This window comes from Flavobacterium sp. (assembly GCF_031411595.1).
In the GTDB taxonomy this organism is placed as follows: Bacteria; Bacteroidota; Bacteroidia; order Flavobacteriales; family Flavobacteriaceae; genus Flavobacterium.
The window spans coordinates 1-25572 of sequence record NZ_JANOBI010000015.1 but is presented as its reverse complement, the minus strand read 5'-3'; the positions used below and the strand labels follow the sequence as shown (position 1 = coordinate 25572).

The 25572-nt window shown below is 38.0% G+C and carries 25 protein-coding genes and 1 pseudogene; 12 read left to right on the top strand and 14 right to left on the bottom strand.

What is annotated here, in order from left to right:
* The first annotated feature begins 10 nt into the window (after window positions 1-10).
* Together argS and RMO03_RS02700 are read left to right on the top strand one after the other, a co-directional pair.
* Entirely contained in the window at window positions 11-2104 is a 2094-nt protein-coding gene (argS, locus tag RMO03_RS02705) for an arginine--tRNA ligase (RefSeq protein ID WP_309640546.1), read from the top strand.
* A gap of 57 nt (window positions 2105-2161) precedes the next feature.
* Window positions 2162-2614 carry a hypothetical protein gene (locus RMO03_RS02700; RefSeq protein WP_309640545.1) on the top strand — a complete coding sequence of 151 codons (453 nt, stop codon included), beginning with the start codon at window positions 2162-2164 and terminating at the stop codon, window positions 2612-2614.
* Between the two features lie 152 nt (window positions 2615-2766).
* On the opposite strand, the gene RMO03_RS02695 is transcribed toward RMO03_RS02700, so the two are convergent.
* On the bottom strand, window positions 2767-2943 hold the full coding sequence (locus RMO03_RS02695; protein WP_309640544.1) for a hypothetical protein: 177 nt from the start codon (window positions 2941-2943) through the stop codon (window positions 2767-2769).
* A 170-nt stretch (window positions 2944-3113) separates the two neighbouring features.
* On the opposite strand from RMO03_RS02695, the gene ffh reads away from it, so the two are divergent.
* Together ffh and RMO03_RS02685 are read left to right on the top strand one after the other, a co-directional pair.
* Window positions 3114-4454, top strand: a complete 1341-nt coding sequence (gene ffh / locus RMO03_RS02690; protein WP_309640543.1) for a signal recognition particle protein — start codon at window positions 3114-3116, stop codon at window positions 4452-4454.
* A 223-nt stretch (window positions 4455-4677) separates the two neighbouring features.
* Window positions 4678-5565, top strand: a complete 888-nt coding sequence (locus RMO03_RS02685; RefSeq protein WP_309640542.1) for a tetrahydrofolate dehydrogenase/cyclohydrolase catalytic domain-containing protein — start codon at window positions 4678-4680, stop codon at window positions 5563-5565.
* A 72-nt stretch (window positions 5566-5637) separates the two neighbouring features.
* On the opposite strand, the gene RMO03_RS02680 is transcribed toward RMO03_RS02685, so the two are convergent.
* Window positions 5638-6627: a helix-turn-helix domain-containing protein gene (locus RMO03_RS02680; RefSeq protein WP_309640541.1), complete on the bottom strand. Its 990-nt coding sequence runs from the start codon at window positions 6625-6627 to the stop codon at window positions 5638-5640.
* Window positions 6628-6771: 144 nt separating this feature from the next.
* Between RMO03_RS02680 and RMO03_RS02675 the strand changes: the two genes are divergently transcribed.
* Genes RMO03_RS02675 through RMO03_RS02660 form a run of 4 tightly spaced genes read left to right on the top strand, consistent with a single transcriptional unit; the run spans window position 6772 to window position 9042 of the window.
* Entirely contained in the window at window positions 6772-7563 is a 792-nt protein-coding gene (locus RMO03_RS02675) for an SDR family oxidoreductase (RefSeq protein ID WP_309640540.1), read from the top strand.
* A gap of 38 nt (window positions 7564-7601) precedes the next feature.
* Complete coding sequence (locus tag RMO03_RS02670) at window positions 7602-8081, top strand: DinB family protein (RefSeq protein ID WP_309640539.1); 480 nt, start codon at window positions 7602-7604, stop codon at window positions 8079-8081.
* 10 nt (window positions 8082-8091) lie between these two features.
* Complete coding sequence (locus RMO03_RS02665; RefSeq protein WP_309640538.1) at window positions 8092-8583, top strand: SRPBCC domain-containing protein; 492 nt, start codon at window positions 8092-8094, stop codon at window positions 8581-8583.
* Between the two features lie 9 nt (window positions 8584-8592).
* The gene (locus RMO03_RS02660; protein ID WP_309640537.1) at window positions 8593-9042 is read left to right on the top strand and encodes a hypothetical protein; all 450 of its coding nucleotides are present in this window, start codon (window positions 8593-8595) and stop codon (window positions 9040-9042) included.
* Window positions 9043-9139: 97 nt separating this feature from the next.
* Here RMO03_RS02660 and rluF read toward each other — a convergent pair whose 3' ends face one another.
* The 5 genes from rluF to RMO03_RS02635 form a co-directional block, all read right to left on the bottom strand.
* Window positions 9140-9952 carry a 23S rRNA pseudouridine(2604) synthase RluF gene (gene rluF / locus RMO03_RS02655; RefSeq protein WP_309640536.1) on the bottom strand — a complete coding sequence of 271 codons (813 nt, stop codon included), beginning with the start codon at window positions 9950-9952 and terminating at the stop codon, window positions 9140-9142.
* Window positions 9953-10134: 182 nt separating this feature from the next.
* The gene (locus RMO03_RS02650; RefSeq protein ID WP_309640535.1) at window positions 10135-10968 is read right to left on the bottom strand and encodes an alpha/beta hydrolase; all 834 of its coding nucleotides are present in this window, start codon (window positions 10966-10968) and stop codon (window positions 10135-10137) included.
* A 43-nt stretch (window positions 10969-11011) separates the two neighbouring features.
* Window positions 11012-11791 carry a hypothetical protein gene (locus RMO03_RS02645; RefSeq protein ID WP_309640534.1) on the bottom strand — a complete coding sequence of 260 codons (780 nt, stop codon included), beginning with the start codon at window positions 11789-11791 and terminating at the stop codon, window positions 11012-11014.
* Between the two features lie 5 nt (window positions 11792-11796).
* Window positions 11797-12891, bottom strand: a complete 1095-nt coding sequence (locus tag RMO03_RS02640) for a Nif3-like dinuclear metal center hexameric protein (RefSeq protein WP_309640533.1) — start codon at window positions 12889-12891, stop codon at window positions 11797-11799.
* 12 nt (window positions 12892-12903) lie between these two features.
* The gene (locus RMO03_RS02635; RefSeq protein ID WP_309640532.1) at window positions 12904-13473 is read right to left on the bottom strand and encodes a hypothetical protein; all 570 of its coding nucleotides are present in this window, start codon (window positions 13471-13473) and stop codon (window positions 12904-12906) included.
* A 59-nt stretch (window positions 13474-13532) separates the two neighbouring features.
* On the opposite strand from RMO03_RS02635, the gene lpxK reads away from it, so the two are divergent.
* Both lpxK and RMO03_RS02625 read left to right on the top strand, forming a co-directional pair.
* Window positions 13533-14576 (top strand): tetraacyldisaccharide 4'-kinase, encoded by a 1044-nt coding sequence (gene lpxK / locus RMO03_RS02630; RefSeq protein ID WP_309640531.1) that lies wholly within the window; start codon window positions 13533-13535, stop codon window positions 14574-14576.
* Entirely contained in the window at window positions 14548-15360 is an 813-nt protein-coding gene (locus RMO03_RS02625) for a purine-nucleoside phosphorylase (RefSeq protein WP_309640530.1), read from the top strand. Before lpxK ends, RMO03_RS02625 begins: the two co-directional genes overlap by 29 nt.
* Here the strand turns inward: RMO03_RS02625 and RMO03_RS02620 are convergent.
* The 4 genes from RMO03_RS02620 to RMO03_RS02605 all read right to left on the bottom strand — a co-directional run bounded on the left by RMO03_RS02620 (window position 15357) and on the right by RMO03_RS02605 (window position 21084).
* Entirely contained in the window at window positions 15357-17543 is a 2187-nt protein-coding gene (locus RMO03_RS02620; RefSeq protein WP_309640529.1) for an ATP-binding protein, read from the bottom strand. The genes RMO03_RS02625 and RMO03_RS02620 overlap by 4 nt on opposite strands.
* 42 nt (window positions 17544-17585) lie before the next feature.
* Window positions 17586-18587, bottom strand: a complete 1002-nt coding sequence (gap, locus tag RMO03_RS02615) for a type I glyceraldehyde-3-phosphate dehydrogenase (protein ID WP_309640528.1) — start codon at window positions 18585-18587, stop codon at window positions 17586-17588.
* An 80-nt stretch (window positions 18588-18667) separates the two neighbouring features.
* On the bottom strand, window positions 18668-19537 hold the full coding sequence (lipA, locus tag RMO03_RS02610) for a lipoyl synthase (RefSeq protein WP_309640527.1): 870 nt from the start codon (window positions 19535-19537) through the stop codon (window positions 18668-18670).
* 296 nt (window positions 19538-19833) lie between these two features.
* On the bottom strand, window positions 19834-21084 hold the full coding sequence (locus RMO03_RS02605; protein WP_309640526.1) for an MFS transporter: 1251 nt from the start codon (window positions 21082-21084) through the stop codon (window positions 19834-19836).
* Window positions 21085-21189: 105 nt separating this feature from the next.
* On the opposite strand from RMO03_RS02605, the gene RMO03_RS02600 reads away from it, so the two are divergent.
* Together RMO03_RS02600 and RMO03_RS02595 are read left to right on the top strand one after the other, a co-directional pair.
* Window positions 21190-22062 carry a M48 family metalloprotease gene (locus RMO03_RS02600; protein ID WP_309640525.1) on the top strand — a complete coding sequence of 291 codons (873 nt, stop codon included), beginning with the start codon at window positions 21190-21192 and terminating at the stop codon, window positions 22060-22062.
* A 10-nt stretch (window positions 22063-22072) separates the two neighbouring features.
* Window positions 22073-22273 (top strand): annotated as a pseudogene (locus RMO03_RS02595) (zinc ribbon domain-containing protein YjdM); the annotation flags it as partial.
* A gap of 58 nt (window positions 22274-22331) precedes the next feature.
* Here the strand turns inward: RMO03_RS02595 and RMO03_RS02590 are convergent.
* The 3 genes from RMO03_RS02590 to RMO03_RS02580 all read right to left on the bottom strand — a co-directional run bounded on the left by RMO03_RS02590 (window position 22332) and on the right by RMO03_RS02580 (window position 25110).
* Window positions 22332-23156: an energy transducer TonB gene (locus tag RMO03_RS02590; RefSeq protein ID WP_309640523.1), complete on the bottom strand. Its 825-nt coding sequence runs from the start codon at window positions 23154-23156 to the stop codon at window positions 22332-22334.
* A gap of 305 nt (window positions 23157-23461) precedes the next feature.
* On the bottom strand, window positions 23462-24013 hold the full coding sequence (locus RMO03_RS02585) for a sigma-70 family RNA polymerase sigma factor (RefSeq protein WP_309640522.1): 552 nt from the start codon (window positions 24011-24013) through the stop codon (window positions 23462-23464).
* Window positions 24004-25110: a glycosyltransferase gene (locus RMO03_RS02580; RefSeq protein ID WP_309640521.1), complete on the bottom strand. Its 1107-nt coding sequence runs from the start codon at window positions 25108-25110 to the stop codon at window positions 24004-24006. The genes RMO03_RS02585 and RMO03_RS02580 overlap by 10 nt, the downstream gene beginning before the upstream one ends.
* Between the last annotated feature and the right edge of the window lie 462 nt (window positions 25111-25572).

The window sequence follows — 25572 nt, the reverse complement described above, 5'->3', positions numbered from 1 at the left end:
AGAATAAACCATGTCAATATCATTGCTTCTTACACTTCCGATTCAAAAAGCCATTGCGGAACTTTTTGATGTTACTGTCGATAAAATTGAATTTCAAGCCACAAGAAAAGAATTTGAAGGTGACATTACATTGGTTTTATTTCCACTGTTGAAGTTGATCAAAAGCAATCCAGTTGAAATAGGCAATCAATTAGGAAGTTATTTGGTTGAAAATACTAATGAAGTGACCAGTTTTAATGTAGTTTCAGGATTTTTAAATATTGTAATATCGGATCAATATTACACTTCCTTTTTCAATACTATTAAAGACAATCCTCAATTTGGTTTTGTCGCTCCAAGTCAAAATGAAAAAGCCGTGATGGTCGAATATTCATCACCAAACACCAATAAACCTTTGCATTTGGGCCACGTTCGCAATAATCTTCTAGGTTATTCGGTAGCTGAAATCTGTAAAGCAGCCGGAAAGAAAGTCTATAAAACGCAAATCATCAATGATCGGGGTATTCACATTTGTAAGTCGATGTTGGCTTGGCAAAAATTCGGAAAAGAACAAACTCCAGAAAGTACCCACTTGAAAGGCGACAAATTGGTTGGTAAATTTTATGTAGAGTTTGAACAAAAATTAAGAGAAGAAACTAAACCTATTCTTAACAACTTTTTGCAAAATGATTTAAGTGCTTTTCCTGAATTGCAAGACAAAGTATCTACAATATTGAATGAAATAAAAATAATTTCAGGAAAGATAGATATTGAAATAATAAAGATTGGAAAAGTAGAAAAGAACATAAACATAAAAATCTATAATGCTTATGATGCAGGAATTAATCGAGTGAATACATTTAAGAATATTTTAAATATTTTGAAAAATAATAAGTCTGATGAAATTTCAGAAAAAGACATACTCGATTTTGAAAAAAATATAAGTTCAGTTATTTCATTAGAAAATAAAGAATCTGAAAAAACTTCTCAATTAGTTGAGATTGCACGTTTACAAACTTCTATAATGAAGGAAGCACAACAAATGTTATTGGATTGGGAAGCCGGAAAACCAGAAGTTATGACACTTTGGAAAACCATGAACGGATGGGTTTACGACGGTTTTGCGCAAACTTATAAAAATCTCGGCGTCGATTTCGATTCTTATTATTACGAAAGCAATACCTATTTATTAGGAAAAGAAGTCGTGCAAATCGGTCTCGATAAAGGTGTTTTCGAAAAAGAAGCGGATGGTTCGGTTTGGATTGATTTAACCCATGAAGGCCTCGATCGTAAAATCGTATTGCGTTCCGATGGTACTGCGGTTTATATGACGCAAGATATCGGCACAGCGATTCAACGTGTGAAAGATTTTCCTGATGTGGGCGGTATGGTGTATACTGTTGGAAACGAGCAAGATTATCATTTCAAAGTATTGTTTCTCATCTTGAAAAAGTTAGGTTTTGATTGGTCTGCCAACCTATTTCACTTATCGTACGGCATGGTCGATTTGCCTTCAGGGAAAATGAAATCGCGCGAAGGAACCGTAGTAGATGCCGATGATTTGATGAATGACATGATGCAAACCGCAAAACAGCTCGCCGAAGAATTAGGAAAACTGGAAGATTATTCAGCTGCAGAAAAAGAAAATTTATACAAAATGATTGGCTTAGGGGCTTTGAAATATTACATTTTAAAAGTTGATCCTAAAAAACGAATCCTATTTAATCCCGAAGAATCAGTAGATTTTGCAGGCAATACCGGCCCATTCATTCAATACACTTACGCCAGAATTCAATCGATCTTACGCAAAGCCGACTTCAACACCGACGTTATATTGAACTCCAACGAAGTATCGCTTCATCCCAAAGAAAAAGAACTTATCAAACAATTAGAGCTGTTTCCCGAAGTCATTCAAAACGCAGCACAAAATCACAGCCCGGCTTTAATTGCGAATTATACTTACGAATTGGTTAAAGAATACAACTCGTTCTATCAAACGGTTTCTATTCTTGGCGAAGAAAACCTTCAGAAAAAAACATTCCGCGTTCAATTGTCGAAAAAAGTTGGAGCAACGATTCAAGCTGCATTTCAATTATTAGGCATTGAAGTTCCTGATAGAATGTAATATGCTAATAGTATGGATTTTTACTTATATTTGATTCGATTTAATTTAAAAAACACCATGAAGAAATTCAAATTAATCCCAATCTTAACCCTTGTGTTTATTGCAAGTGTTTTAACAATGTGTAGTAAAGACGATAAAACGACTGCACCGGGAATTACTGCAGCACAAGTCAATACCAATATTGTAGCAGGAAATTGGAGCGTGACACTTTATAACGAAAATGGAACTATACATACTTCAGATTTTTCAGGCTATTCTTTTGTTTTTAATACCGGTGGCGCATTGGTTGCAACCAATAGTCCAACAATCAAAGAAGGAACATGGAGTTCAGGAACCGATAGTGGTTCCGTAAAAATCACCATAGATTTTACAGCTACAGAAACCACGGGATCATTCGAATCTATTAGTGATGATTGGATGGTATTGACTTCTACTGCAACGAAAACAGAATTGAAACATGTTAGTGGCGACGATGGCAGTATTGATCTTTTAACTTTCGAGAAAATTTAGTTAGAAAAACAAGTCTGCTCTCTTGTTTTATCCAGCCATTGGCTGGTTTTTTTGTGGTGAATCGAGCAAAAATATCAGTAGAGCATTTCCCAATGAAGAAAAGGAAAGTAGAAAATTAGGTCAAGTTGTGTGAAAAAATTAAAAAACCACTTCTAATTTTTATAATCATGCACCGTATTCGATTTTGGAATTTTCCCTGTTCCATTGGTAGCGCCATTGGTGCCTGTAGTATCGGAGGCACTTCCTTTCATTTTATTTCCGCCACACGAAAATAAAAGCGAAGTAGTCAATGCCAATAAAATCATTTTGAATTGTATTACAGTTTTCATCGTGTCATTTTTTAAGTTTTATAAATGTAGCGATGCCAAAGACTTTCTGTTGTACAACTTTCCGTTTTAATCTTATAAAATTGCCATGCTATTATGCAAACTTTGCTGACTTGCTGCTTTGAACGATACGTACTTTATGTTATATTTGCATCTTCAAAAACAGGTATATTATGTTCGATAATTTAAGTGATAAACTAGATAAAGCTTTTCATATCCTAAAAGGACATGGAAAAATCACCGAAGTAAACGTTGCAGAAACTTTAAAAGAAGTGCGTCGCGCGTTATTGGATGCCGATGTCAATTTTAAAATTGCGAAAGAATTTACGACCAAAGTCAAAGAAAAAGCGATTGGTCAAAATGTATTAACGACACTGCAACCAGGACAACTTTTAGTCAAATTGGTCAAAGATGAATTGACCGAATTGATGGGCGGTGAAGTAGCCGGAATCAATCTTTCAGGAAATCCAACGGTAATATTAATGTCAGGTTTGCAAGGTTCGGGTAAAACCACTTTCTCAGGAAAACTCGCTAATTTCTTAAAAACCAAGAAAGCTAAAAAACCACTTTTGGTCGCTTGTGATGTTTATCGTCCTGCGGCAATCAACCAATTGCATATCGTTGGAGACCAGATTGGCGTTGAGGTTTACTCGGAAATAGGGAATAACAATCCGGTCGAAATTTCCCTAAATGCCATCAAATACGCCAAAGAAAAAGGATATAATGTAGTCATTGTCGATACGGCCGGTCGTTTGGCTGTTGATGAACAAATGATGACCGAAATTGCCAATGTTCATAAAGCCATTCAACCGCAAGAAACTTTATTTGTTGTGGATGCGATGACAGGACAAGATGCGGTAAATACAGCAAAAGCATTCAACGATCGTTTGAATTTCGATGGTGTAATCTTGACCAAATTAGATGGTGATACACGCGGTGGTGCTGCGATTTCAATTAAATCGGTAGTCAATAAACCCATCAAGTTCGTCGGAACCGGCGAAAAAATGGAAGCTATCGATGTGTTCTATCCGGAACGTATGGCAGAACGTATTCTTGGAATGGGCGATGTCGTGTCGTTGGTAGAAAGAGCACAAGAGCAATTTGACGAAGAAGAAGCGAGAAAACTCCAAAAGAAAATTGCTAAAAACGAATTTGGTTTTGATGATTTCCTTTCTCAAATACAACAAGTAAAGAAAATGGGAAATATGAAAGACTTAGTCGGCATGATTCCAGGCGCATCAAAAGCAATGAAGGATGTCGAGATTGAAGACGATGCCTTCAAACATATTGAAGCGATTATCTATTCGATGACACCAAAAGAAAGAAGCAAACCGGCCATGATCGATATGAAAAGAAAAACACGTATCGCCAAAGGTTCTGGAAGAAAAATAGAAGAAGTCAACCAACTCATGAAACAATTCGACCAAATGAGCAAAATGATGAAAATGATGCAAGGTCCGGGCGGAAAGCAAATGATGAAGATGATGGGCGGCGGGATGAAAGGAATGCAATAAAAAATAAAGACGTGGTGATTCACGTCTTTTTCTTTAGGAGCTTATCCGGCTATCCGTTGCAATCTTTTGTGCCGAACACCGTCACAAAAGGATTTCCACTACTATCCGGGCTAGGGCAGTCAGGACTGTAAGACTGTAGGATTTTAAGATCTTGACTATGAGTCCTAAAATCCTACAGTCTAATAATCTTATAATCGAATAAACAACAACTAACTATCAAACCATGCAACTACTAGACGGAAAAAAAATCTCAGAAGAAATCAAAAACGAAATCACGGCTGAAGTCAATTTGATGAAAGCCAAAGGCGAAAAAGTACCGCATCTGGCTGCAGTCATTGTCGGTAATGATGGCGCAAGTTTGACGTATGTCGGCAGTAAAGTAAAAGCCTGTGAACGTGTTGGTTTTGAATCGACATTAATTAAAATGCCGAGCACTACTTCGGAAACGGAATTGCTTAAGAAAATCAAACAGCTCAACGAAGACGATAATATTGATGGCTTTATCGTGCAGTTGCCATTACCCGAACAAATAGATACTCAAAAAGTATTGATGGCGATTAATCCAAGCAAAGACGTGGATGGTTTTCATCCTGAAAATTTTGGTAAAATGGCGCTCGATATGACCACATTTATCCCGGCAACACCTTTCGGAATTCTAGAATTACTAGAACGTTATAACGTAGAAACCAAAGGAAAGCATACTGTTGTCATCGGAAGAAGTCATATCGTTGGACGACCTATGAGTATTTTGATGGGAAGAAAAGGATTTCCGGGAAATTCTACAGTAACCTTGACACACAGTTACACTAAAAACATTGCACAGATTACAACACAAGCCGATATTATCATTACGGCATTGGGCGTTCCTAATTATCTAAAAGCAGAAATGGTCAAAGATGGTGCAGTCGTTATTGATGTTGGCATCACACGTGTTGAAGATAAAACCACCGAAAAAGGATACCGCATTACTGGCGATGTTGATTTTGAAATGGTCAGTAAAAAAGCATCATACATTACTCCGGTTCCCGGTGGTGTTGGTCCGATGACGATTGCGATGTTGTTGAAGAATACGCTCCTCGCTAGAGAACAAAGAAGGTTGTTGAATCAATAAACTTTACGCCTCTGCGTCTTTACGAGACCTATTTATTTTCTCGCAAAGACGCAAAGGCGCAAATTCTTAGGTTTAAAATGCTGCTTCCTTATTGTATTTTCCTTTGTATGCTATCGGCGACATTCCGGTAATTTTTCTGAACACTTCTCGAAATGCTTTGAGGTCTGAGTATCCAACGTCATACATGACTTCGTTGATTGTCTTTCGACTGCTTTCAAATGCTTTTTTCGCAGATTCAATTTTTACGCGCTGTAAATATTCAACGGGCGTATTTCCTGTAGCTTTGATAAACCTTCTATCAAAGTTTCGCCTTCCTACGGAAAATTTATCGGCCAAATGTTCAAATGATATTTTTTCATTTAAGTTGCTTTCGATATAGGCTTGTGCTTTTTCAATGACTTCATCACCATGCAGTTTCTGTCCTGTAAATATGGTAAAGGCTGATTGGCTATTTCGATCCATTTCTATCTGGAAAATTTTCGAACAATAGATCGCTGTTGGCCTGTCATAATATTTCTCTACGAGATAAATCATCAAGTTTAGGAACGAATACGCTCCACCATTAGTATAGATTCCGTTTTCATCCGTAATAAGTTGATCCGACAGTAGGTTCACTTTTGGAAACAAACTTCTAAATTTATCGGCATTCGACCAATGTGTAGAGCAATTTTTGCCATCGAGCAAACCAGATGATGCCAGTACAAACGCACCACTGCATATTGATGCTATTGCCGCATCACCTTTATATTGTTTCAATAACCAAGCAATCAATACTTGATGGTCTTTAACGATTTTTTGATGATTAACAGACATCGATGGAATAATGATTAAATCTGTTTTGGTGACATCCGCATGATACACTTGAGGATTTACGGAAAACAAACCATTATAAAATGCTGCTTTTTTTGAAACACCAACGAGTTCGATTTTAAACAATTCTTTTTTGCCTTGTTGCTTCCAATAGGCATTCGCTCTTTCAAATATTTCGTGTGTGCCAACGATACAAGCAATGGTGCTTAAGTTGTTGCTAGTGTCCGGAACTATTAAAGTGAGGTGTTTCATGAATTTTGTTTTGACAAATATATAAATTTAATCTGTCCAAAACAACCCGCAAGAATGTCTATTTTACACCTTAATAAAGTCATATTTAGACAATACTTTTGAAAAACAAAATTTCATAAATCACAATCATCAAAAAATCAAAAAATGAACAGATTAAAAAACAAAGTAGCTGTAGTCTACGGAAACGGTGGAGTAGGTGCCGCCATTGCAAAAGCTTTTGCTAAAGAAGGTGCAACAGTTTATCTCGCGGGACGTACCTCGACGAAAATTAAAGCCATCGCTGATGACATTCTAGCAGATGGTGGCAAAATAGAAACTGCAATATTGGATACACTCGATGAAACCGCTGTCGAAAATCACATGGCAGCAATCATCAAAAAATCAGGAAAGATTGATATTACTTTCAACGCGATAGGTCTGCCTCAAACCAGCACACAAGGCATCGCATTGACGGAGCTTTCAACGGAACAATACATCCTTCCTATTACAACTTACAACCAATCTCATTTCATCACAGCAAAAGCAGCAGCCAAGCGTATGGTGAAACAAAAGAGCGGTGTTATTATGATGCATATACCGAATCCGAGTAGAATTAGCCAGCCATTCATTGGTGGAATGCCTTCAACTTGGGCGGGCATTGAGGCGTTATGTCGTTCGATTTCTGTTGAGTATGGAAGTCTTGGCGTGCGTTCAGTTTGTCTACTCACGACTGCTATACCTGAGACGCCGCTTATTGACGAAGTATTCGAAATTCATGGCAAAGCCCACAATACCGATTATGATCAGTTTCGTGCTGTAATGGAAAGTATGACACACAGAAAACGTTTAACTTCGCTAGAAGAGCTAATCAATACAGCCCTATTTGCAGCTTCTGATGAAGGTAGCGCCATTACTGGAACCGCTATCAACTTGACTGCAGGAATGATTGTCAATTAACAATTTGAACTTTAATATTAATCATTAAAATAGAAAAAATGAATACAACGCAAACAACAGTAAAAATGATTTTCGACCGATGGAATTCACTCAATAAAAGCTTTGATGAAATCCTGAATGCAGTAACAGATCAACAACTCGAAAAAGAAATTGCACCCAATAAAAATCGTGGAATTTACTTATTAGGACATTTGGTTGCAGTGCACGATGCGATGCTACCATTATTGGATTTTGGAGACAAATTGTTTCCTGAATTGGCCGATCCGTTTCTCACATCGCCCGACAAGTCCGTGGCTAATCTTCCTGCGGCAAAAGAATTGCGGGAAAAATGGGTAAAAATTAATGACATTCTGAACCAAAATTTCGATCGTTTGAAACCAGAACAATGGTTCGAAAGACACACGGCTGTTTCCGACGAAGATTTCATCAAAGAACCGCATCGCAATAAGTTGAATATTATGATTACGCGATCTACGCATTTGGCTTATCATACCGGGCAATTCATATTGCTTAAATAAAAGAAAGGATATGAAAACACCAGATTATACTACCGTTATATTGGTAGACCAACCTCCGAAACAAGTTTTCGATGCTGTTAATAATGTACGCGGTTGGTGGTCCGAAGAAATTGAAGGCAATACCGACAAGCTCAATGATGTGTTCAAGTATCATTACGAAGATGTGCATCGTTGTCAAATCAAATTGATCGAAGTCGTTCCCTACGAAAAAGTGGTTTGGCTTGTGGTGGACAATTATTTTAAATTCACCCAAGACGAAAGCGAATGGACGGGCACGAAAGTTATTTTCGAAATCTCTGAAAAGGATGGTAAAACGAAACTCCAAATGACACACCAAGGATTGGTTCCTCAATATGAATGTTTTGAAATTTGCAAAGACGCCTGGACAAATTATATTCAAAATAGTTTGCGAAGCTTAATCACAAACGGTAAAGGCATGCCCAATGGTAAAGACAAACCGCAAACTGAAAACGAAAGAAAACTCGCAGCTGAAGGCAAATAATAGAACTATATGAAAAATCAAGATTATACCACAAGCATGACTGTTGCCACTGCTGCAAATGAAGTATTTGAAAGCATCAACAGCATTTCAAAATGGTGGACAGAAAATGTGGAAGGTCGTTCACAACAAGTTGATGATGTTTTTACGGTTCGTTTTGGAGCCACTTTCATCACCTTAAAAGTTATCGAATCCATTCCTGATAAAAAAATTGTTTGGCTCGTTACCGACTGCAACAAACACTGGCTGCAAAACAAAAAGGAATGGAAAGACACGCAAATTGTTTGGGAAATTGCAACCAATAGTAAAGCCACACAAATTGATTTTACGCATTTGGGTCTTATCCCGAATTTGGAATGTTATGGTGCTTGTGAAAATGCCTGGACAGATTATTTACACAACAGTTTGATGCATTTAATCCTCACGGGTAAAGGCCAACCCAATCAAAAAGTAACTGCATAAAATCTAAAAAGAGGTTATTTTTACCAACTATTTTTACTTTGCGTCTTTGCGTCTTTGCGAGAAAATAAATATGTCTCGCAAAGGCGCAAAGAGTATATTAATAATCGCCTTTTTTCTTAAACCTCGGATCATCACGCTTGATGAATTCCGTTCTTCTTTTCGGTGCTTCAGTTTTGGGCAAACTCGCTTCTTCAGTTTTGCTAGACGGCTCGATGAGTTGGTTGAGTTCCTTGATTTCTGCATCGGTCAAATCGCGGTATCTTCCTACGGGAACATCAAGCGAAATGTTGATGATGCGGATGCGTTTTAAAGCCGTGACTTCATAACCCAAATATTCACACATTCTGCGGATTTGGCGGTTTAAGCCTTGCGTTAAGATGATTTTGAAGATGTATTTGCTGATTTGTTCGACTTTACATTTTCTCGTAATCGTATCTAAAATCGGAACGCCATTGCCCATTTTTTCTATGAATCGATCGGTGATGGGTTTGCTGACAGTAACCGTATATTCTTTTTCGTGGTTGTTTCTGGCGCGTAGAATTTTGTTGACGATGTCGCCGTCGTTGGTCATGAATATCAATCCTTCGCTGGCTTTGTCGAGTCGGCCAATCGGGAAAATCCGTTTGGGATAATTGATATAATCTACGATGTTGTCGCGAACGTCGAGATTGGTGGTGCATTCGATTCCGACTGGTTTGTTGAAGGCGAGGTAGACTAATTTTTCGGTATTGTCACGGATAATTTTCCCGTCGATTCGGACTTCGTCGTTGGGTGATACTTTGGTTCCCATTTCAGGCACAACGCCGTTGATCGTCACGCGGCCGTCTTCGATGAGTTTGTCGGCTTCACGGCGTGAACAGAAACCGGTTTCTCCGATGAATTTGTTGAGTCGTTTGAGGGAATCTTCCATGGCGTAAATTTAGTTTTTTTCTTGGATTGTAAGACTATAAGATTTTAAGACTGTAAGACAAGATCTTATAATCTTAAAATCTTACAATCTTATAGTCTTATAGTCTATTGCCCTAGCCCTGATGGTAATGGAAATCCTTTTGTGCCGTTGTTCGGCGCAAAAGATTGTATTGGACAGCAGGATTAAGCTCCTAATAAAAAAGCGGAAATTTTTTGATTTAATTCGACATCATGCAGGCTGTGTCCCAATCCAGTAGTGGAAATGAAGGTAGCATTTTTCCATTTCGACGCTAATTTTTCTGCTTCAGAATACAACACAATCGTGTCGAGCTTGTCATGTGCAATGATGCCTTGAAGTTTGGTATTTTGTATGAAATGCTGCCCTGAGAATTCGGAAATATTAATTTGAAATCGGTCCGTAATGTAATCGTGGAAGGCGTTTCGAATGTTGTTGTTAAGACTCAACAGATTAAGATAATTGTCGAGTATGATGCTAAAATCGGACGGTGCGCCGAGCAAAACCATTTTTTCTAACGGATGATTCGGATGCAAATATTGGTAATAAACCGCTGCAATGCCGCCCATAGAATGTCCGATGATGTATTTTGGGTTGTGTTTTTTAACGACCAGATGAATGTGGGAAGCGTATAACGGCACATTGAATTCGTTTCCGCTCGACAAACCGTGCGCCGGTGCATCGATGGCGATAATGGTATTGCCGGTTTCTAAAAGATGTGGTAAAAGTTTTTCCCAACGCGAGGCATTGCTTTCCCAACCGTGCGCTAAGAGCATGATGGTATCGTTACCCTTCCAAATATAGGTTTGAATGCTGTGTTCGTTTTCTTGTATGGTTTCGCGTTGTGCTTTTTGTAGTATTTGAGGTAAGTCTTCTGCGTTTAATCTTCCAATTCTTGGGTTGCTGAAGAATTTATACGCCAAACCAAACGCCTTTTTGGGAGCCACATAACTCAGTACATTAATGTAAAAGCCAATGGATTTTGGGAGTAGGGATGCCATTATTTTGTATAAAAAAAGCCCCGAAAATCGAGGCTTATTATTTTTAAATCAAGGAGAATAATTTCTCCATTTTTTCTCTTTCTTCTTCGGCTAGTGAAGAATCTACTAAAATTCTTCCGGAATGTTCGTCGGTGATGATTTTTTTTCTTCCGGCGATTTCCACTTGTGTTTGTGGTGGAATCGTGAAGAACGAACCTGCAGATGCGCCTCTTTCGATAGACACTACTGCCAAACCGTTGCGAACGCTAGAACGGATTCTTTTGTATGCTTTTAGCAAACGCTCTTCGATTAAAGCTTCGTACTCGGCTGATTTCTCAGATAAGAATGCTTCTTCTTTTTGCGTTTCTGACATGATGTCGCTAAGTTCCGCTTTCTTGTGTTTCAAGTGCGACATTTTAGCTTCTAGTTTTTCTTTAGAACTCGTGATAGCTTCTTTTTTATGTTCCATAGAAGCTTTGAGTTCTTTCATTTGTTTTTCGGCCAATTGAATTTCGAGTTCTTGAAATTCTACTTCTTTGGTCAATGAGTTGAATTCGCGGTTGTTGCGAACGCTATCTTGTTGTTTGGTGTATTTTTTTATAGCAACTTGGTGATCTTCTACAGCGTTTTTCTTCACTTTGATTTGCTCTTCAACGTGCTCTAAATCTTTCTTCAATTTGTCTTGACGTGCCAACAAACCAGCTACTTCATCTTCTAGATCTTCTACTTCTAAAGGCAATTCACCTCTTACGTTTCTGATTTCATCAATTCGCGTGTCAATTAATTGCAAGTCGTATAGTGCTCTTAATTTCTCTTCTACATTCAATTCTTTTGTATTCGCCATAATCTTTATAAGTACTTAACAGGATTTGTATTTTCTTCTGATAAAATGATGGCAAAATTAGGAATTTTTTTCTGAAGAAAATCAACAATATAATTTTTTGTATAACGTTCGCTTTCAAAATGTCCGATATCGGCTAAAAGTAACTGATTTTCAGCTTCATAGAAATTGTGATACTTCAAATCGGCTGTTAAAAAAGCATCGGCACCGGCTTGTATTGCATTCTTAATCGCAAAGCTTCCGGAACCGCCTAGAACCGCCACTTTCGAGATGTTTTTTCCAATGAAATTGGTGTGTCGAATACCTGGAGCCAACATTTTGTCTTTGACCAAATTTAAAAATTCTGCTTCAGCCATTGGTTTTTCAAGTGTTCCAATCGCACCTAAACCGATATTTTGATGTTTGTTTTGGAGTTCATAGATTTCGTAAGCGACTTCTTCATACACGTGATGCTCGAAAAGTGTTTTGAGGATTTTTGATTCTAGATGTTTTTCAAAAGTGACTTCAATTTTGATTTCGTTGGTTTGCGTTAATTCGCCTTTGTTGCCGACTGTTGGTTTGCTGTTTTCGTTGCCTTGATAGGTGGAGAATCCGTTCGAATTGAAACTGCAGTTGTCGTAATTTCCAATAGTTCCGGCGCCAACTTCAAACAAAGCATTGCGCACTTCGTCAGCATTTTCTGGTGTCGTGTAGGTAATAAGTTTGCGAATGAAACTCGATTTTGGAATCAGAATTTTAATGTCTTTCAAACCCAAAGCTGTTGCGAAAATATGATTCACGCCATTTTGATGGTTGTCTAAAGCGGTGTGCACGGCATAAATGGCAATGTCGTTTTTGATGGCTTTAATCAAAGCGCGTTCTACATAATTCGAACCTGTGATTTTCTTTAATCCCGAAAATAAAATAGGGTGGAAGCAAACCACAAGATTGCAGTTTTTGGCGATGGCTTCATCAATCACATTTTCTAAAGCATCATGACAAACCAAAACGCCGTTAGCTTCTGCATTGGCTTCACCGGTTAACAAGCCTACATTGTCAAAATCTTCGGCATAAGCCAATGGCGCCATTTCTTCGAGTATAACAAGTATATCTTTGATTTTCATTTAGGTATTTTTTTAAGTAGCCCAGACGTTTAAATAATCTTTGATTGTCCAAATATCGTTGGTTTTCTCCAATAAAAGATAACTGCCGCTGTTGTGTTCGATGCTGCGGTAAAAAGCTACTTTAACCAAAGCGAAATTGTTGTTCGAAAAATAAATCGGTTTGCTCACAATCATCAATCGTTGGTTATTTTCGCCATAACGGTCGGATACTTTTTGATATTCTTCGAATGACAAACAACTATTGACTTTCTTTTTGAGGTATTGATTTTGGTTGTTGAATACCAAATTATAAGCTGCCGACCAATCCTCATCGATATTGTTGATGATTTGCTTTTTGATTTCGACGGCGTTTTTTTTGAGTAAATCGCTTTTCGAAATGACTTCTAAAACTTCTTCATTGTTGGGTGCTTTTTTACAATAAAAATTCAGCAATTGCAATCTTCCTTTGGCAATCAATTTTTCGTTTGCGTAATATTTGGTAAAAATGATTTTTAAAATCGCAGCATTGTCATTCTCTTGAGCCAAAACTAACTTTGGTAGCAATAAAAAGAAGAAAAGAAATTTCAGAAAGTGAAGTTTCATATAAGAGTTGTTTCTAGAATTATTTTCTTTCAAAGATAAAAAAACGCTACTTTCGTGCTATGATTTTGTTGAGAATTTTACTTTTCCCTTTCGCCATTATCTATTGGCTTGTGACTTCAATCAGAAATTATCTGTATGATCTAGGCATATTAAAATCTTATTCGTTTAATGTTCCGATTATTGCCGTTGGAAATCTGAGTGTTGGCGGCACCGGAAAGACACCGATGATTGAGTATTTGATTCGATTATTGTCTGAGCAATATGCTGTAGCAACTCTAAGTCGAGGTTATAAAAGACAATCGACAGGGTTTATTTTAGCGGATGACAATGCAAATGCACAAACTTTAGGAGATGAGCCGTTTCAAATACACCAGAAATTCGCTAATATCCAAGTTGCCGTTGATGCCAATCGAAAAAACGGTATTGAACAATTGCTTTCTCAAAATAAAAAACCTCAAATAATTTTGCTTGATGACGCTTTTCAACATCGTAAAGTCAAAGCGGGTTTTTATATTTTGTTGACGGCTTATGGCGATTTGTTTACTGACGATTGGATGTTGCCGACTGGAAATTTGAGAGAAAGTCGGAGTGGTACGAAAAGAGCTGATTTGATAATTGTTACTAAATGTCCAACTAATATTTCTGAAACGGAGCAAAAGGAAATTAGAGGTAAGTTGGAGAGATTCCTCCTGCGTCGGAATGACAGTGATTCAATGGTGTTTTTCACTTCTATTGCTTATGATGATTCGGTTTATTCGGCGGATTCGGTAAAAAAAGTGAGTGAAATCAAAACGACATCAAAATTACTTTTGGCAGGAATTGCAAAACCCAAACCATTTTTTGCATATTTGCAGCACGTAAACGATGTCGTTCTTACGTTTCCGGATCATCATGATTTCAGCGATAGCGACATTCAAATAATAAAAAAACAAGCAGAAAATAAGCTCATCATTACGACTGAAAAAGATTATGTGCGCCTCAAAAACCACATTCCAGCTTCACAGCTTTTTTATTTACCGATAAAAACTAAGTTCGTTTTAGAAGGCAATAATTTCGATCAAACCATTTTAAATTATGTGGGAACAAGTACAGCAAACCGTTAAATACATTAAAGAAAAAACCAACTTCACTCCAGAATATGGTGTCATTTTAGGCTCCGGATTGGGAAGTTTTACCGATGATATTGCGGTTGAATTTACATTGCCTTACAGTGAAATCCCAAACTTTCCGGTTTCTACTGTTGAAGGTCACAAAGGTGCTTTGGTTTTCGGAACCATCGGAACTAAAAAAGTGGTTGCGATGCAAGGAAGATTTCATTTCTACGAAGGTTATTCGATGAAAGAAGTGACTTTCCCCGTTCGAGTAATGAAATATTTAGGCGTTGAAAAATTGGTTGTTTCCAATGCTTCAGGTGGCGTTAAAGAAACTTATAAAGTCGGTTCGATTGTATTGATCAAAGACCACATCAACATGATGCCCGAACACCCATTGCGCGGAAAAAATGACGAACGCTTCGGACCGAGATTCCTTAATATGGGTGAACCTTACAGCAGAAATATGATTGCCAAAACCAAAGAAATTGCTAAGGATTTGGGAATTGAAGTGCAAGATGGCGTTTACTTAGGATTGCAAGGCCCAACTTTCGAAACCATTTCAGAATACCGTATGGTGAAAATTCTAGGTGCTGATTGTGTAGGAATGTCAACAGTTCCTGAAGTTATCGTAGCGCGTCACATGGAAATGGAAGTTTTCGGAATTTCAGTAATCACCGATATCGGCAGCGAAGAAGCAATAGAAACCATCACACATGCCGAAGTTCTCGAAGCAGCAAGATCAGCAGAGCCGCAAGTTCGCAAATTAATTAAAGAATTGATTCAGTCGTACTAAACCGGCTTGGCTAAATTCATCGTAATAATTCTGTAGAAATCATTCGGATCGAAAGGTTTTGTAATCACATCATTCATGCCGTACGATAGCAGCATTTCGCGATTTTCATTCAACGAAATCGCTGTCAAAGCAATGATTCTGATTTTCTTATCGAAAGTTCGAATCGTTTGCGTAGCGATGGTTCCGTTGATTCCGGGTAAATGAACATCCATTAAAATCAGATCATAAACCTTATTCTTGGCAGCTTCAATCGCGTCTTCACCGTTGTCGATGACTTCGCAAACCATGCCTTTATTTTCGACCATTCTTTTGGTAATCATTTGATTGATTTTGTTGTCTTCAATCAGGAGTACTTTTTTGTCTTTTAAAATCGATTCGTCATAATCGCCCGATTTTTCAACAATTGTTTGTTCATCACCAATTTTAAAACTCAAATCGAAAGAAAACGCAGAACCTTTTCCAACTTCACTTTCGAGTTTAATTTTTCCGCCAAGTATGTCGACGAGTTTTTTCACAATCGTCAATCCCAAACCGGTACCGCCATATTTTCGGTTGATTTCAATAGAACCTTGAGAGAAACTTTCGAAAACGGACTCTATTTTTTCTTCGGGAATTCCAATTCCGGTGTCGAGAATTTTGAAGTGAATTGAAGTGAATTCTTCGTTGATTTCATTCGTATCCAAGATGACTTTCACTTCACCATTTTTAGTAAATTTCAACGCATTATTAATCAAATTGAGGAAAATCTGTGACAACTTTGTTGGATCACCAATCAGATATTCTGGAATGTTAGGATCGATTTCAATGGTGAAAGCGTTGTTGTTAATCGCCGCCAATTCTTTAAGGGAATTCTGGATGTTTTTCAACAACAATTTCAAATCAAAATTGATGTTTTCGGTTTCGATAGCACTTGATTCGATACGGTTGATTTCGAGAATTTCATTGATAAACGTCAGCAAATAATTTCCTGAAAACTTGAGCGAAGTCAAATAATTCATCTGACTCGGTTTCGGATTTTCTTCAATTAATAAATGTGTGATTCCATTAATAGCATTCAATGGCGTTCGCAATTCGTGACTTACAGTCGACAAAAATTCTGCTCTGGCTTTCGATGCTTTTTCGGCTTTTTCTTTCGCCAATTGCAACTCATTATTTTTCTCTTTCAATAACAAATTCGATTGGTTTCGGATGATGTTATTTTTATACAATGACAAACTCAACAGCGATAAAATCGAAATCAAAGCAATCGCAAGAATACTAATCAACTTGGCTACTTTATTGGCTTTTTGCTGCTCTTTGTTTTCCTTATCTAATTGCTCGATGGTTCTTAAACGCTCGTTGTCTTTGAATTCAACATAATCTTCGGTGCCTAATTTTTTATTGTTTAAAGCCGTGATGCTGTCTTTTAATTCTAAGTGTTTCTTCAAATAAAAATGCGCTTTGTTGATGTCGAGTAATTTTTCATACACCAAACTCAAAGCAAACAAAATCTCTGATTTCTGTTCCGTATTTTTATCTTTCGCATTCAAAGCATAAGCGCGCGTAAGGTAATTGAGCGCCAAATTACTTCGGTCATTTTCCAATTCAATCGTACCAATTTGGTATAATGCTTCCGCTTTCGTTTTCGATAAATCGCTCGCGTCAGGCTTGGCAATAATTTGATTCAGAATCGGAATCGCCAATTTGAATTGTCTTTTGGCTTTGTATACAATCGCTTTTTGAAGGTTCAGCAACTCGATCGCATCGGGAATTTTAATCGCAGTGTAGATTGTTTTGGCTTTATCGAAATTGTTTTCTGCAAGCAAATAACTTTCCTTTTCCATAAAACACAAACCCAATTGATAATAGCAAAAGGCTTGCTGTGTGGATGGTTTTAAAGTATTGTATAACGAAACACTTTTATAATAGGACTCAATCGCATCATCGTATTTTTTGAGTTCAAAATAAATACCACCCAACATACTATTGGCGTAAGCTTCCGACTTGATGTCTTTTTTAACATGTGCATAATCAATAGCTTTCTGTGCAAAATCTAACGAAAATTTGTAATTGTTGGTTTTGATATTAAAGTTAGACAACTCTATATAATATGCAACACTATCTACTTTTGTGGCAACTTTTTGTCGTTTCTGAGCAGATAATAATGAAGAGAAGAAAATAAAAATTACAAATAAATACCTCATAAAAAGTTAATGGCTGTTTTTCAAGGGTTTAAAAGTAAGAAATTATTTGGGAATAGTGGAAATTATTAAATCAATTATTCTCGAGGAATAACCAATCTCATTGTCATACCAACCCACTACTTTAACCATTTTGCCAATAACGGAAGTTAATTGCGCATCAAACAAACAAGAATTGGTGTTGCCAATAATATCAACAGATACAATAGGATCGTTGGTATAGGCAAGAATGCCTTTGAGTTCGTTTTTAGAAGCACGTTCGAAAGCGGCGTTGATTTCTTCAATAGTCACTTCGCGTTTCACATAACATGTAATATCCGTCAGCGAACCATCAGGAACTGGAACGCGAATACCACTGCCACCGATTTTTCCTTCATATTCGGGAAATATTTTGGTTAATGCTTTGGCTGCACCGGTTGTAGTAGGCACTATCGATTGACTCGCACCACGCGCCCGACGCAAATCTTTATGCGGTTGATCGTGCAAACTCTGATCGGTCGTGTAGGAGTGAACCGTCGTAATATAAGCCTGTTCAATGCCGCACAATTCGCTGATAATTTTAATCATCGGCGCCGCATTATTGGTCGTGCAACTCGCATTAGAAATAATTTTTTCTGAACCGTCAAGTATTGATTCATTCACACCAAGCACCACTGTTTTTATCGAATCAACTTCTGAAGGCGCGGAAAGAATGACTTTTTTAGCACCCGAAATAATATGTGCATTAATCTCATCAAAGGTTTTGTACTTGCCGGTCGATTCAATGACCACATCAATATCAATCGATTTCCAATCGAGATTCGCAATATTTTTTTGATGAAAAAACAAATACGATTTTCCATTGACAATAATCGAAGTGTCATCAAACGAACATTCATAAGGCAACACGCCGTGAATGCTGTCGTACTTAATCAAATGCGCCATCGTTCTGTTATCGGCAATATCATTAATCGCAACCACTTCAATCAAAGGATGATTGATCAGTAATCGAAAAAGATTCCTTCCGATACGTCCAAATCCATTAATGGCAATTTTAATATGAGTCATAAGTCTAAAAGTCTAAAGCCGAAGGCGTGTCTATAGGCGTAGCCGTGTCCAAAGCGCAGCGTGTCCAAAAGCGAAGCGGTCTATAATATATGTTTCGCCGCCTTATAAGAAGAACGCACCAAAGCGCCGCTTTCCACATGACGGAAGCCCATTTCCAAACCAATTTTTTCATATTTCTGAAACTGATCCGGCGTAATAAATTCTTTAACAGGCAAGTGTTTTTTACTCGGTTGCAAATATTGACCAATTGTCACGACATCCACATTCGCATCGCGTAAATCACGCATCGTTTGAATTACTTCTTCTTCGGTTTCGCCCAAACCCAACATAATGCCCGACTTGGTTCGGTTGATGCCTTTCGCTTTCAAGTAGCGCAACACTTCTAAACTTCGGTCGTATTTCGCTTGAATTCTGACTTCACGAGTTAATCGTCGAACCGTTTCTACGTTATGCGAAACCACTTCTGGATTGGCTTCTACGATGCGGTCTAAGTTTCTTTCAATGCCTTGAAAATCTGGAATCAAAGTTTCCAAAGTTGTCGTCGGATTCATACGTCGAATGGCTTTCACAGTTTCAATCCAAATGATCGAACCGCCATCTTTCAAATCGTCGCGATCGACACTCGTCACAACCGCATGTTTGATATTCATAATCTTAATCGACCGCGCCACTTTCTCAGGTTCATCCCAATCTACGGTTTCGGGTCTGCCGGTTTTCACGCCGCAAAACCCACAAGAACGCGTACATATATTGCCTAAAATCATGAATGTCGCTGTGCCTTCACCCCAACATTCACCCATATTTGGGCAACTTCCCGAAGTGCAAATCGTGTTCAATTTATATTTGTCTACCAAACCGCGAAGCTCAGTATATTTCTGTCCAATCGGTAATTTTACCTTGAGCCATTTTGGCTTTCCAACGGGTAAAGTATTGTCTAAAACGCTTTCCATAGCAGTGATTTTTGCAGCACAAAGATAACGATTGTTTTGATTTGATACGTTAAAATGATGTTAGGGAAAAGAAGGTTCTGAGTTCCTAAGGTTCTAAGGTTTTTTAGGAGCCGGGAACCTGCTATCCACTACAATCTTTCGCGCCGAACGCCGTCGCAAAAGTATTTTCGCTACTATCAGGGCTAGGGTTCTTCGGTGAAAAGAAACTATCTCTACGTTTTTAAACTTTGCGTCTTTGCGTCTTTGCGAGAAAATAATTATCTCTCGCAAAGGCGCAAAGACGCAAAGAAATAGCATTATTCTCCCTCCACAAAATCCAAATCCCGTCCGTGCGTTTCATCAATCGTCATGGTGGAGTAAATCCCAAGAGAAAATACAATGACACCAACTATACTTGCCGAAACTATCACACCATAATCCACTTTAAAGAAATCAAAAGCGATTAACATTACTGCGAGTAATCCACGCACGATATTCGGAACTGTTGTGGTGGCTGTACTTCGCAAATTGGTACCAAACTGCTCAGAAGCTACCGTCACAAACATGGCCCAATAACCGTTTCCAAAACCAATGCAAACGCAATAAACATAATACATCGTTTGGGTTTTCGTACCGCTGAAAAGCAATAATAAAATGCCGAGAATGCTAATACTCATCATCAATAGGATGGCTTTTTTTCTTGAATGTAACGCGTGTGAGATGAATCCGCTCGAAAAATCGCCAACCGAACCGCCAACATACGCCCACATGATTGCTTTCCCGGGTTCGAGGTGGGTAATTCCCATGGCCGCCGCAAATTGATTCGCCATCATAATCAGAATTCCGGTTGTAAACCAAATGGGTACACCAATCGCAATACATTTCAAATACTTAACGAACCGCTTTCGATCGGTAAAGAAGCAAAAGAAATTCCCTTTGGCAATCGAAGTTTTCTGGATTAGATTTTTATACATACCGCTTTCCATAACGCCAACTCGGAGTAGCAATAACATTAATCCTAAAATCCCGCCGACAAAATATGCGGTGGTCCAATCGCTGGCTAATTCAACGGTGCATTCCGCAACCACAGCACCAAGCAAACCGAATCCGGCTACCAATGAAGTACCGATCGCACGTAATTCTTTAGGAAGGCTTTCTGAAACCAAAGTAATTCCGGCACCCAGTTCTCCTGCCAATCCGATGCCGGCTATAAATCGCAAGCAGGCATAGATAGTTACTGTATCAGCAAAATGCATTTGAGGTAAAAAACCACACGCAATATTAGCCAAAGAATACACTAAAATAGAACCAAAAAGCACTGATAATCTTCCTTTTTTATCCCCTAAAATACCCCATAAAATACCGCCTAATAGTAAACCCATCACTTGAAAATTGATGATGTGTGTACCGGCAACATCTACATCCAAACCCAGTGATTTTAGACTCGGAACACGTACAATTCCAAAAAGCAATAAATCATAAATATCTACAAAATAGCCTAAAGCCGCCACGATTACTGGGAATCCTAAAAGATGTTTTATTTTTTCTTGGGTGGTGAATTGTCGCATAAATAGATTGTGGTTTGTTTCAAAAGTATTAAAATTCATCACAAATCAAAAACAAATGCATTGAAGTTATTATATTTGCGGTTCAAATTTTTAAGAATTCATATTATGAAAACTAGAGTTTTATTGGCTGGATTTGCCATGACCATTTTTGGGATTACCAATGCGCAAATTGATTTAAACAAAATAAATCTAAACGAGCGTGCTTTGGGCGCGGTTCAAAAAGGCATGTCGGGATTTATGTTTAGCGATGCCGATGCTGCCAATTTATCGAAACAAGCAGTTGATAAAATGGACACGGAAAACAAAGTAGCAGGTCCAAAAGATGCTTACACCATTCGACTCAATAAAGTTTTCGGAAATCATAAAACCGAAGCTGGATTGGATTTAAACTATAAAGTATATCTCATCAAAGAAGTCAATGCTTTTGCTACTGCTGATGGAAGCGTACGCGTATTTTCAGGTTTGATGGATATCATGGATGACAACGAATTGCTCGCAGTAATTGGTCACGAAATTGGTCACGTTGCCAATCATGATTCACGCGATGCGATGAAAGCGGCTTACCAAAAAGAAGCATTGATTGATGCAGCAGCTTCACAATCGGATAAAGTGGCAGCAGTGGCGGATAGTCAAATCGGGAAAATTGCGAATGCTATTCTCGACAGCAAGCACAGTAGAAAACAAGAATCGGAAGCGGATTTGTATGCTTATGATTTTTTGAAACGCAACCAATACGATGTTAATGCTGAAGAAGCGGCTTTCAATATATTAGCCAGTATGAGCGAAGGAAAAGAAGCGTCATTCATTGATAAAATGATGAGTTCACATCCGGATTCAAAAGACAGAGCGGCAAATGCAAAAAGCAGAGCGGAAGCAGATGGTCTGTATAAACCTTATGTGAAGAAAACGGTTAAAACGACCACCAAAACGACTGCCAAAAAGCCAACCAAGAAAGCCACTACTAAAAAGAAAAAATAACATGGATGTAAAAGACAGCAACGGAAATCTATTGAATGATGGTGATTCTGTATCCGTAATCAAAGATTTGAAAGTAAGAGGTTCGTCGGATGTGATTAAAAGAGGAACGATGGTGAAGAACATTCGTTTGACCGATGATCCCGCTGAAATTGATTGTCGTGTGAATAAAACCGCGATGGTTTTAAGAACTGAGTTTGTTAAGAAAGCTTAGTATTAGATTAATATTTTTTAAACCTACTAGGTTTTAAAAACCTAGTAGGTTTAAATCTTTAACTATTTTTTACTTTAATAGGTAGTTTATATTCCGTTCTTACCGGTTTTCCGTCTTTAATGCCCGGTTTCCATTTGGTTCGCAATGACTTTAACACACGAATCGCTTCTCTATCAATGCTGGGTGCGGCACTTCTGAGCACTTTAATGTCGGTCATGCTACCATCTTTTTCGATGACGAAAGAAACAACGACACTGATGGTTTCTTCGACTTCCAACTTCTCGAAATTTTCTCCTATATAATTGTAAAAGGCAACGATTCCACCCGGAAATTCTGGGCGTTTATCAACGGTTATCATCGTGTTGAGAACGTCTTCAGGAATCGTTGGAGTAGTGGTCGGCTGTGTTGTTCCTGTTGGTGTAGTAATTCTTGTGTCAGGATTATTTCCTTTGCCGGTATTGTCGCCCGCATCAGGATTGTTTTTTACAGGATGTTCGTTATTTTTTGCAATATCAGGATTGGCATCGATGGGTTTTACGATTTCGGGATCGATTAGTCCCTCCTTCTTAGTCTCATCGTCAGCTGATTTTTTAGTCACAGGCAACGCTAATTTTACCGGAGTTTGTGGTTTGTTGGGTTTGAAATTCGTGATTTGAATCGTAGGAAAAACAGGATCTAAAACTTCCGTTTCGTGATTGGGTGAAAAACTCGAAATAAGCATCGGAATTGTAGCTAACATCGCCACAAAAGAAATTCCTAAACAAAAGGCTAGCAATGTGGTTTCATCACTTTTTTGGCGCAATTGAAATGCACCGTACGCTTGGTTTTTTCCTTCGAAAACGAGGTCAATCCAGCTGTTGGCATAAATACTTAATCTTGACATAATTCAAAATTTAATGGGTTAAGTATTTATACGATCATAAGAGTGTTTTTTATTATCAACGCAATCGATGTGAAAATATTGTTAATTGTTAGTTTGTCATTCCGAGGTAGGAGGAATCTGCTCAACTTCAAAAGGTTTCTCCTACGTCGGAATGACAATGGTGTATTGTAATGGATTTGGTGCCCTAGCCCCGATAGAAGGGAAAATCCTTGGCATTGCGCCGTAAGTATTCAACAGATTGCTTCACTGCGTTCGCAATGACAAGATTGGAATGATAGCGGGAAATAGCTCCTGAAAAACACGATTCAACGCTTATTCTCAATAATTTCCGCCAATAATTTCTTAGCGCGCAGTAATTTTATTTTGACATTGTTTAAAGATTCGCCCAAGATATCAGCAATCTCCTGATACGTCATTTCTTGAAAATACCGCAGTTGAATAACTTCCTGATAATGCGGCTTGAGCTCTTTAATGTATTGCAGCAATTGCGACAAATTTTGCTCGGTGATGAGCTTGTCTTCAGCCGATGGCGTGGTGTCGGCGATGTTGTAGGTATGGTAATCATCTTCGTCAGAAAAATCGACAAACAATGAGGATTTGCGTTTGCGCAACATGTCGATATGGACGTTTTTCGCAATGGCAATGAGCCAAGTATTGAACTGAAATTCGGGGTTGTAAGTAGCAATTTTATCGAACGCTTTGGCAAAAGTTTCAATCGTAATATCTTCGGCATCGGTTTCGTTTTCGGTGCGTTTGAGCATGAAACCATAGACTTCGTTCCAATAATGATCGAGCAAGAATGTAAAGGCAACTTGATCACCATTCTTAGCCAGTTCTATATTTTTTTTTATTTCCAATGTACAGGTTTCGCGAAAACGTTAGTAATAAAGATATTCAATTGCACAAACAAAACGACCATTTCGAGGATTGGAAACCAATACATCACGTCTTTTTCTTTGAGTTTTCCGGCCGCCAAACCTAATGTAATCCATGTGAATATATATCGGAATCCAATCAAACTTAACACAATAATCCATTGATATTGAAAAGCCAATAACACGATTGGCAACAATATAAATAACAACTGAGAAACATAAAATCCGCCCAATTGCATACGATCAAATGATTTGTAAAAATGTGCGGTCGACACATGGCGTCTTTTCTGGATGAACCAATCTCTAAAAGAAGTTTTCGGCATCGAATAAGTAAAGCTATCGGGTGAAAAACAAATCGTAGTATTTTTGCCCTTCGCCGCTTGGTTGATAAACAAATCATCATCGCCCGAACGGATTTTCATGTGGTCGATAAACCCATTCACATTAAAAAATTCTTCCTTTTTATAGGCCAAGTTTCGCCCAACACCCATATAAGGGCGCCCTATTTTGGCCCAAGAAAAATATTGAACTGCCGTGAGTAATGTTTCAAAACGAATCAATTTATTCAAAAACGAACCCGCCATTTTTTCATACGCGCCATAACCCAAAACAATGGTTTTTTCGGTCGTAAAATGCGAACTCATTTCCTTAATCCAATCTTTCGAAGTCGGGTAACAATCGGCATCGGTAAACAGCAAATATTCTTTTTTTGCAGCTTTGATTCCGAGTGTTAAAGCAAATTTTTTGTTACCCCAAAACGCTTCGTTATTGACGACTTTCACCAAACGAATGTTCGGATATTGTTTTTCAAAACCTTCAAAAAGATCTAAAGTAGTATCGCTCGAAGCATCGTCAATCAAGACAATTTCGTAGTCAGGATAATCTTGTTCGGCTAATATGGGGATAAATTTCACGACATTTTCCTCTTCATTTTTAGCACAAACAATCACCGAAATCGGTATTTTTTTGGGTGTACTTTTCTGCAATTTCAAAAAAGAAAACTTCCCAAAAATAAACACGTAATAAAACAGTTGAATCGCAACAATACCAATAAAAACGAAAAATAAAATAGCCAGCATAGTGTATCAATTGTTTTTTAAAAACGTGCGCAAAGGTATGAATTCCATCGTGAACTTTAAATCTTAAAATGAACAGATTTTTCAACAATGGTTTTTAGGAGCTGTTTCCGGCTGTCCACTAAATCTTTTGCGCCGAACAACGGCACAAAAGGATATCGTTTCCATCCGGGCTAGGGCAGTATTTTGGATTGAAGGCTTTCGTTTTCAATAAAATAAATTGAATTGTCCATATCTTAATTTTAAAATAGTTTGTATAAGCAAAAATTAGTTTTATATTTGCACCCGCTTCGGGGTGTAGCGTAGCCCGGTTATCGCGCCTGCTTTGGGAGCAGGCGCGATAACCGGGCTACGCAACACCCCGAAGCGGGTGAAAATATAAAAATAATTTTTGATTATACAAAAAATTTTAAAATTAATATATGGACAATTCAATTTATTTTATTGAAAACGAAAGCCTTAAAT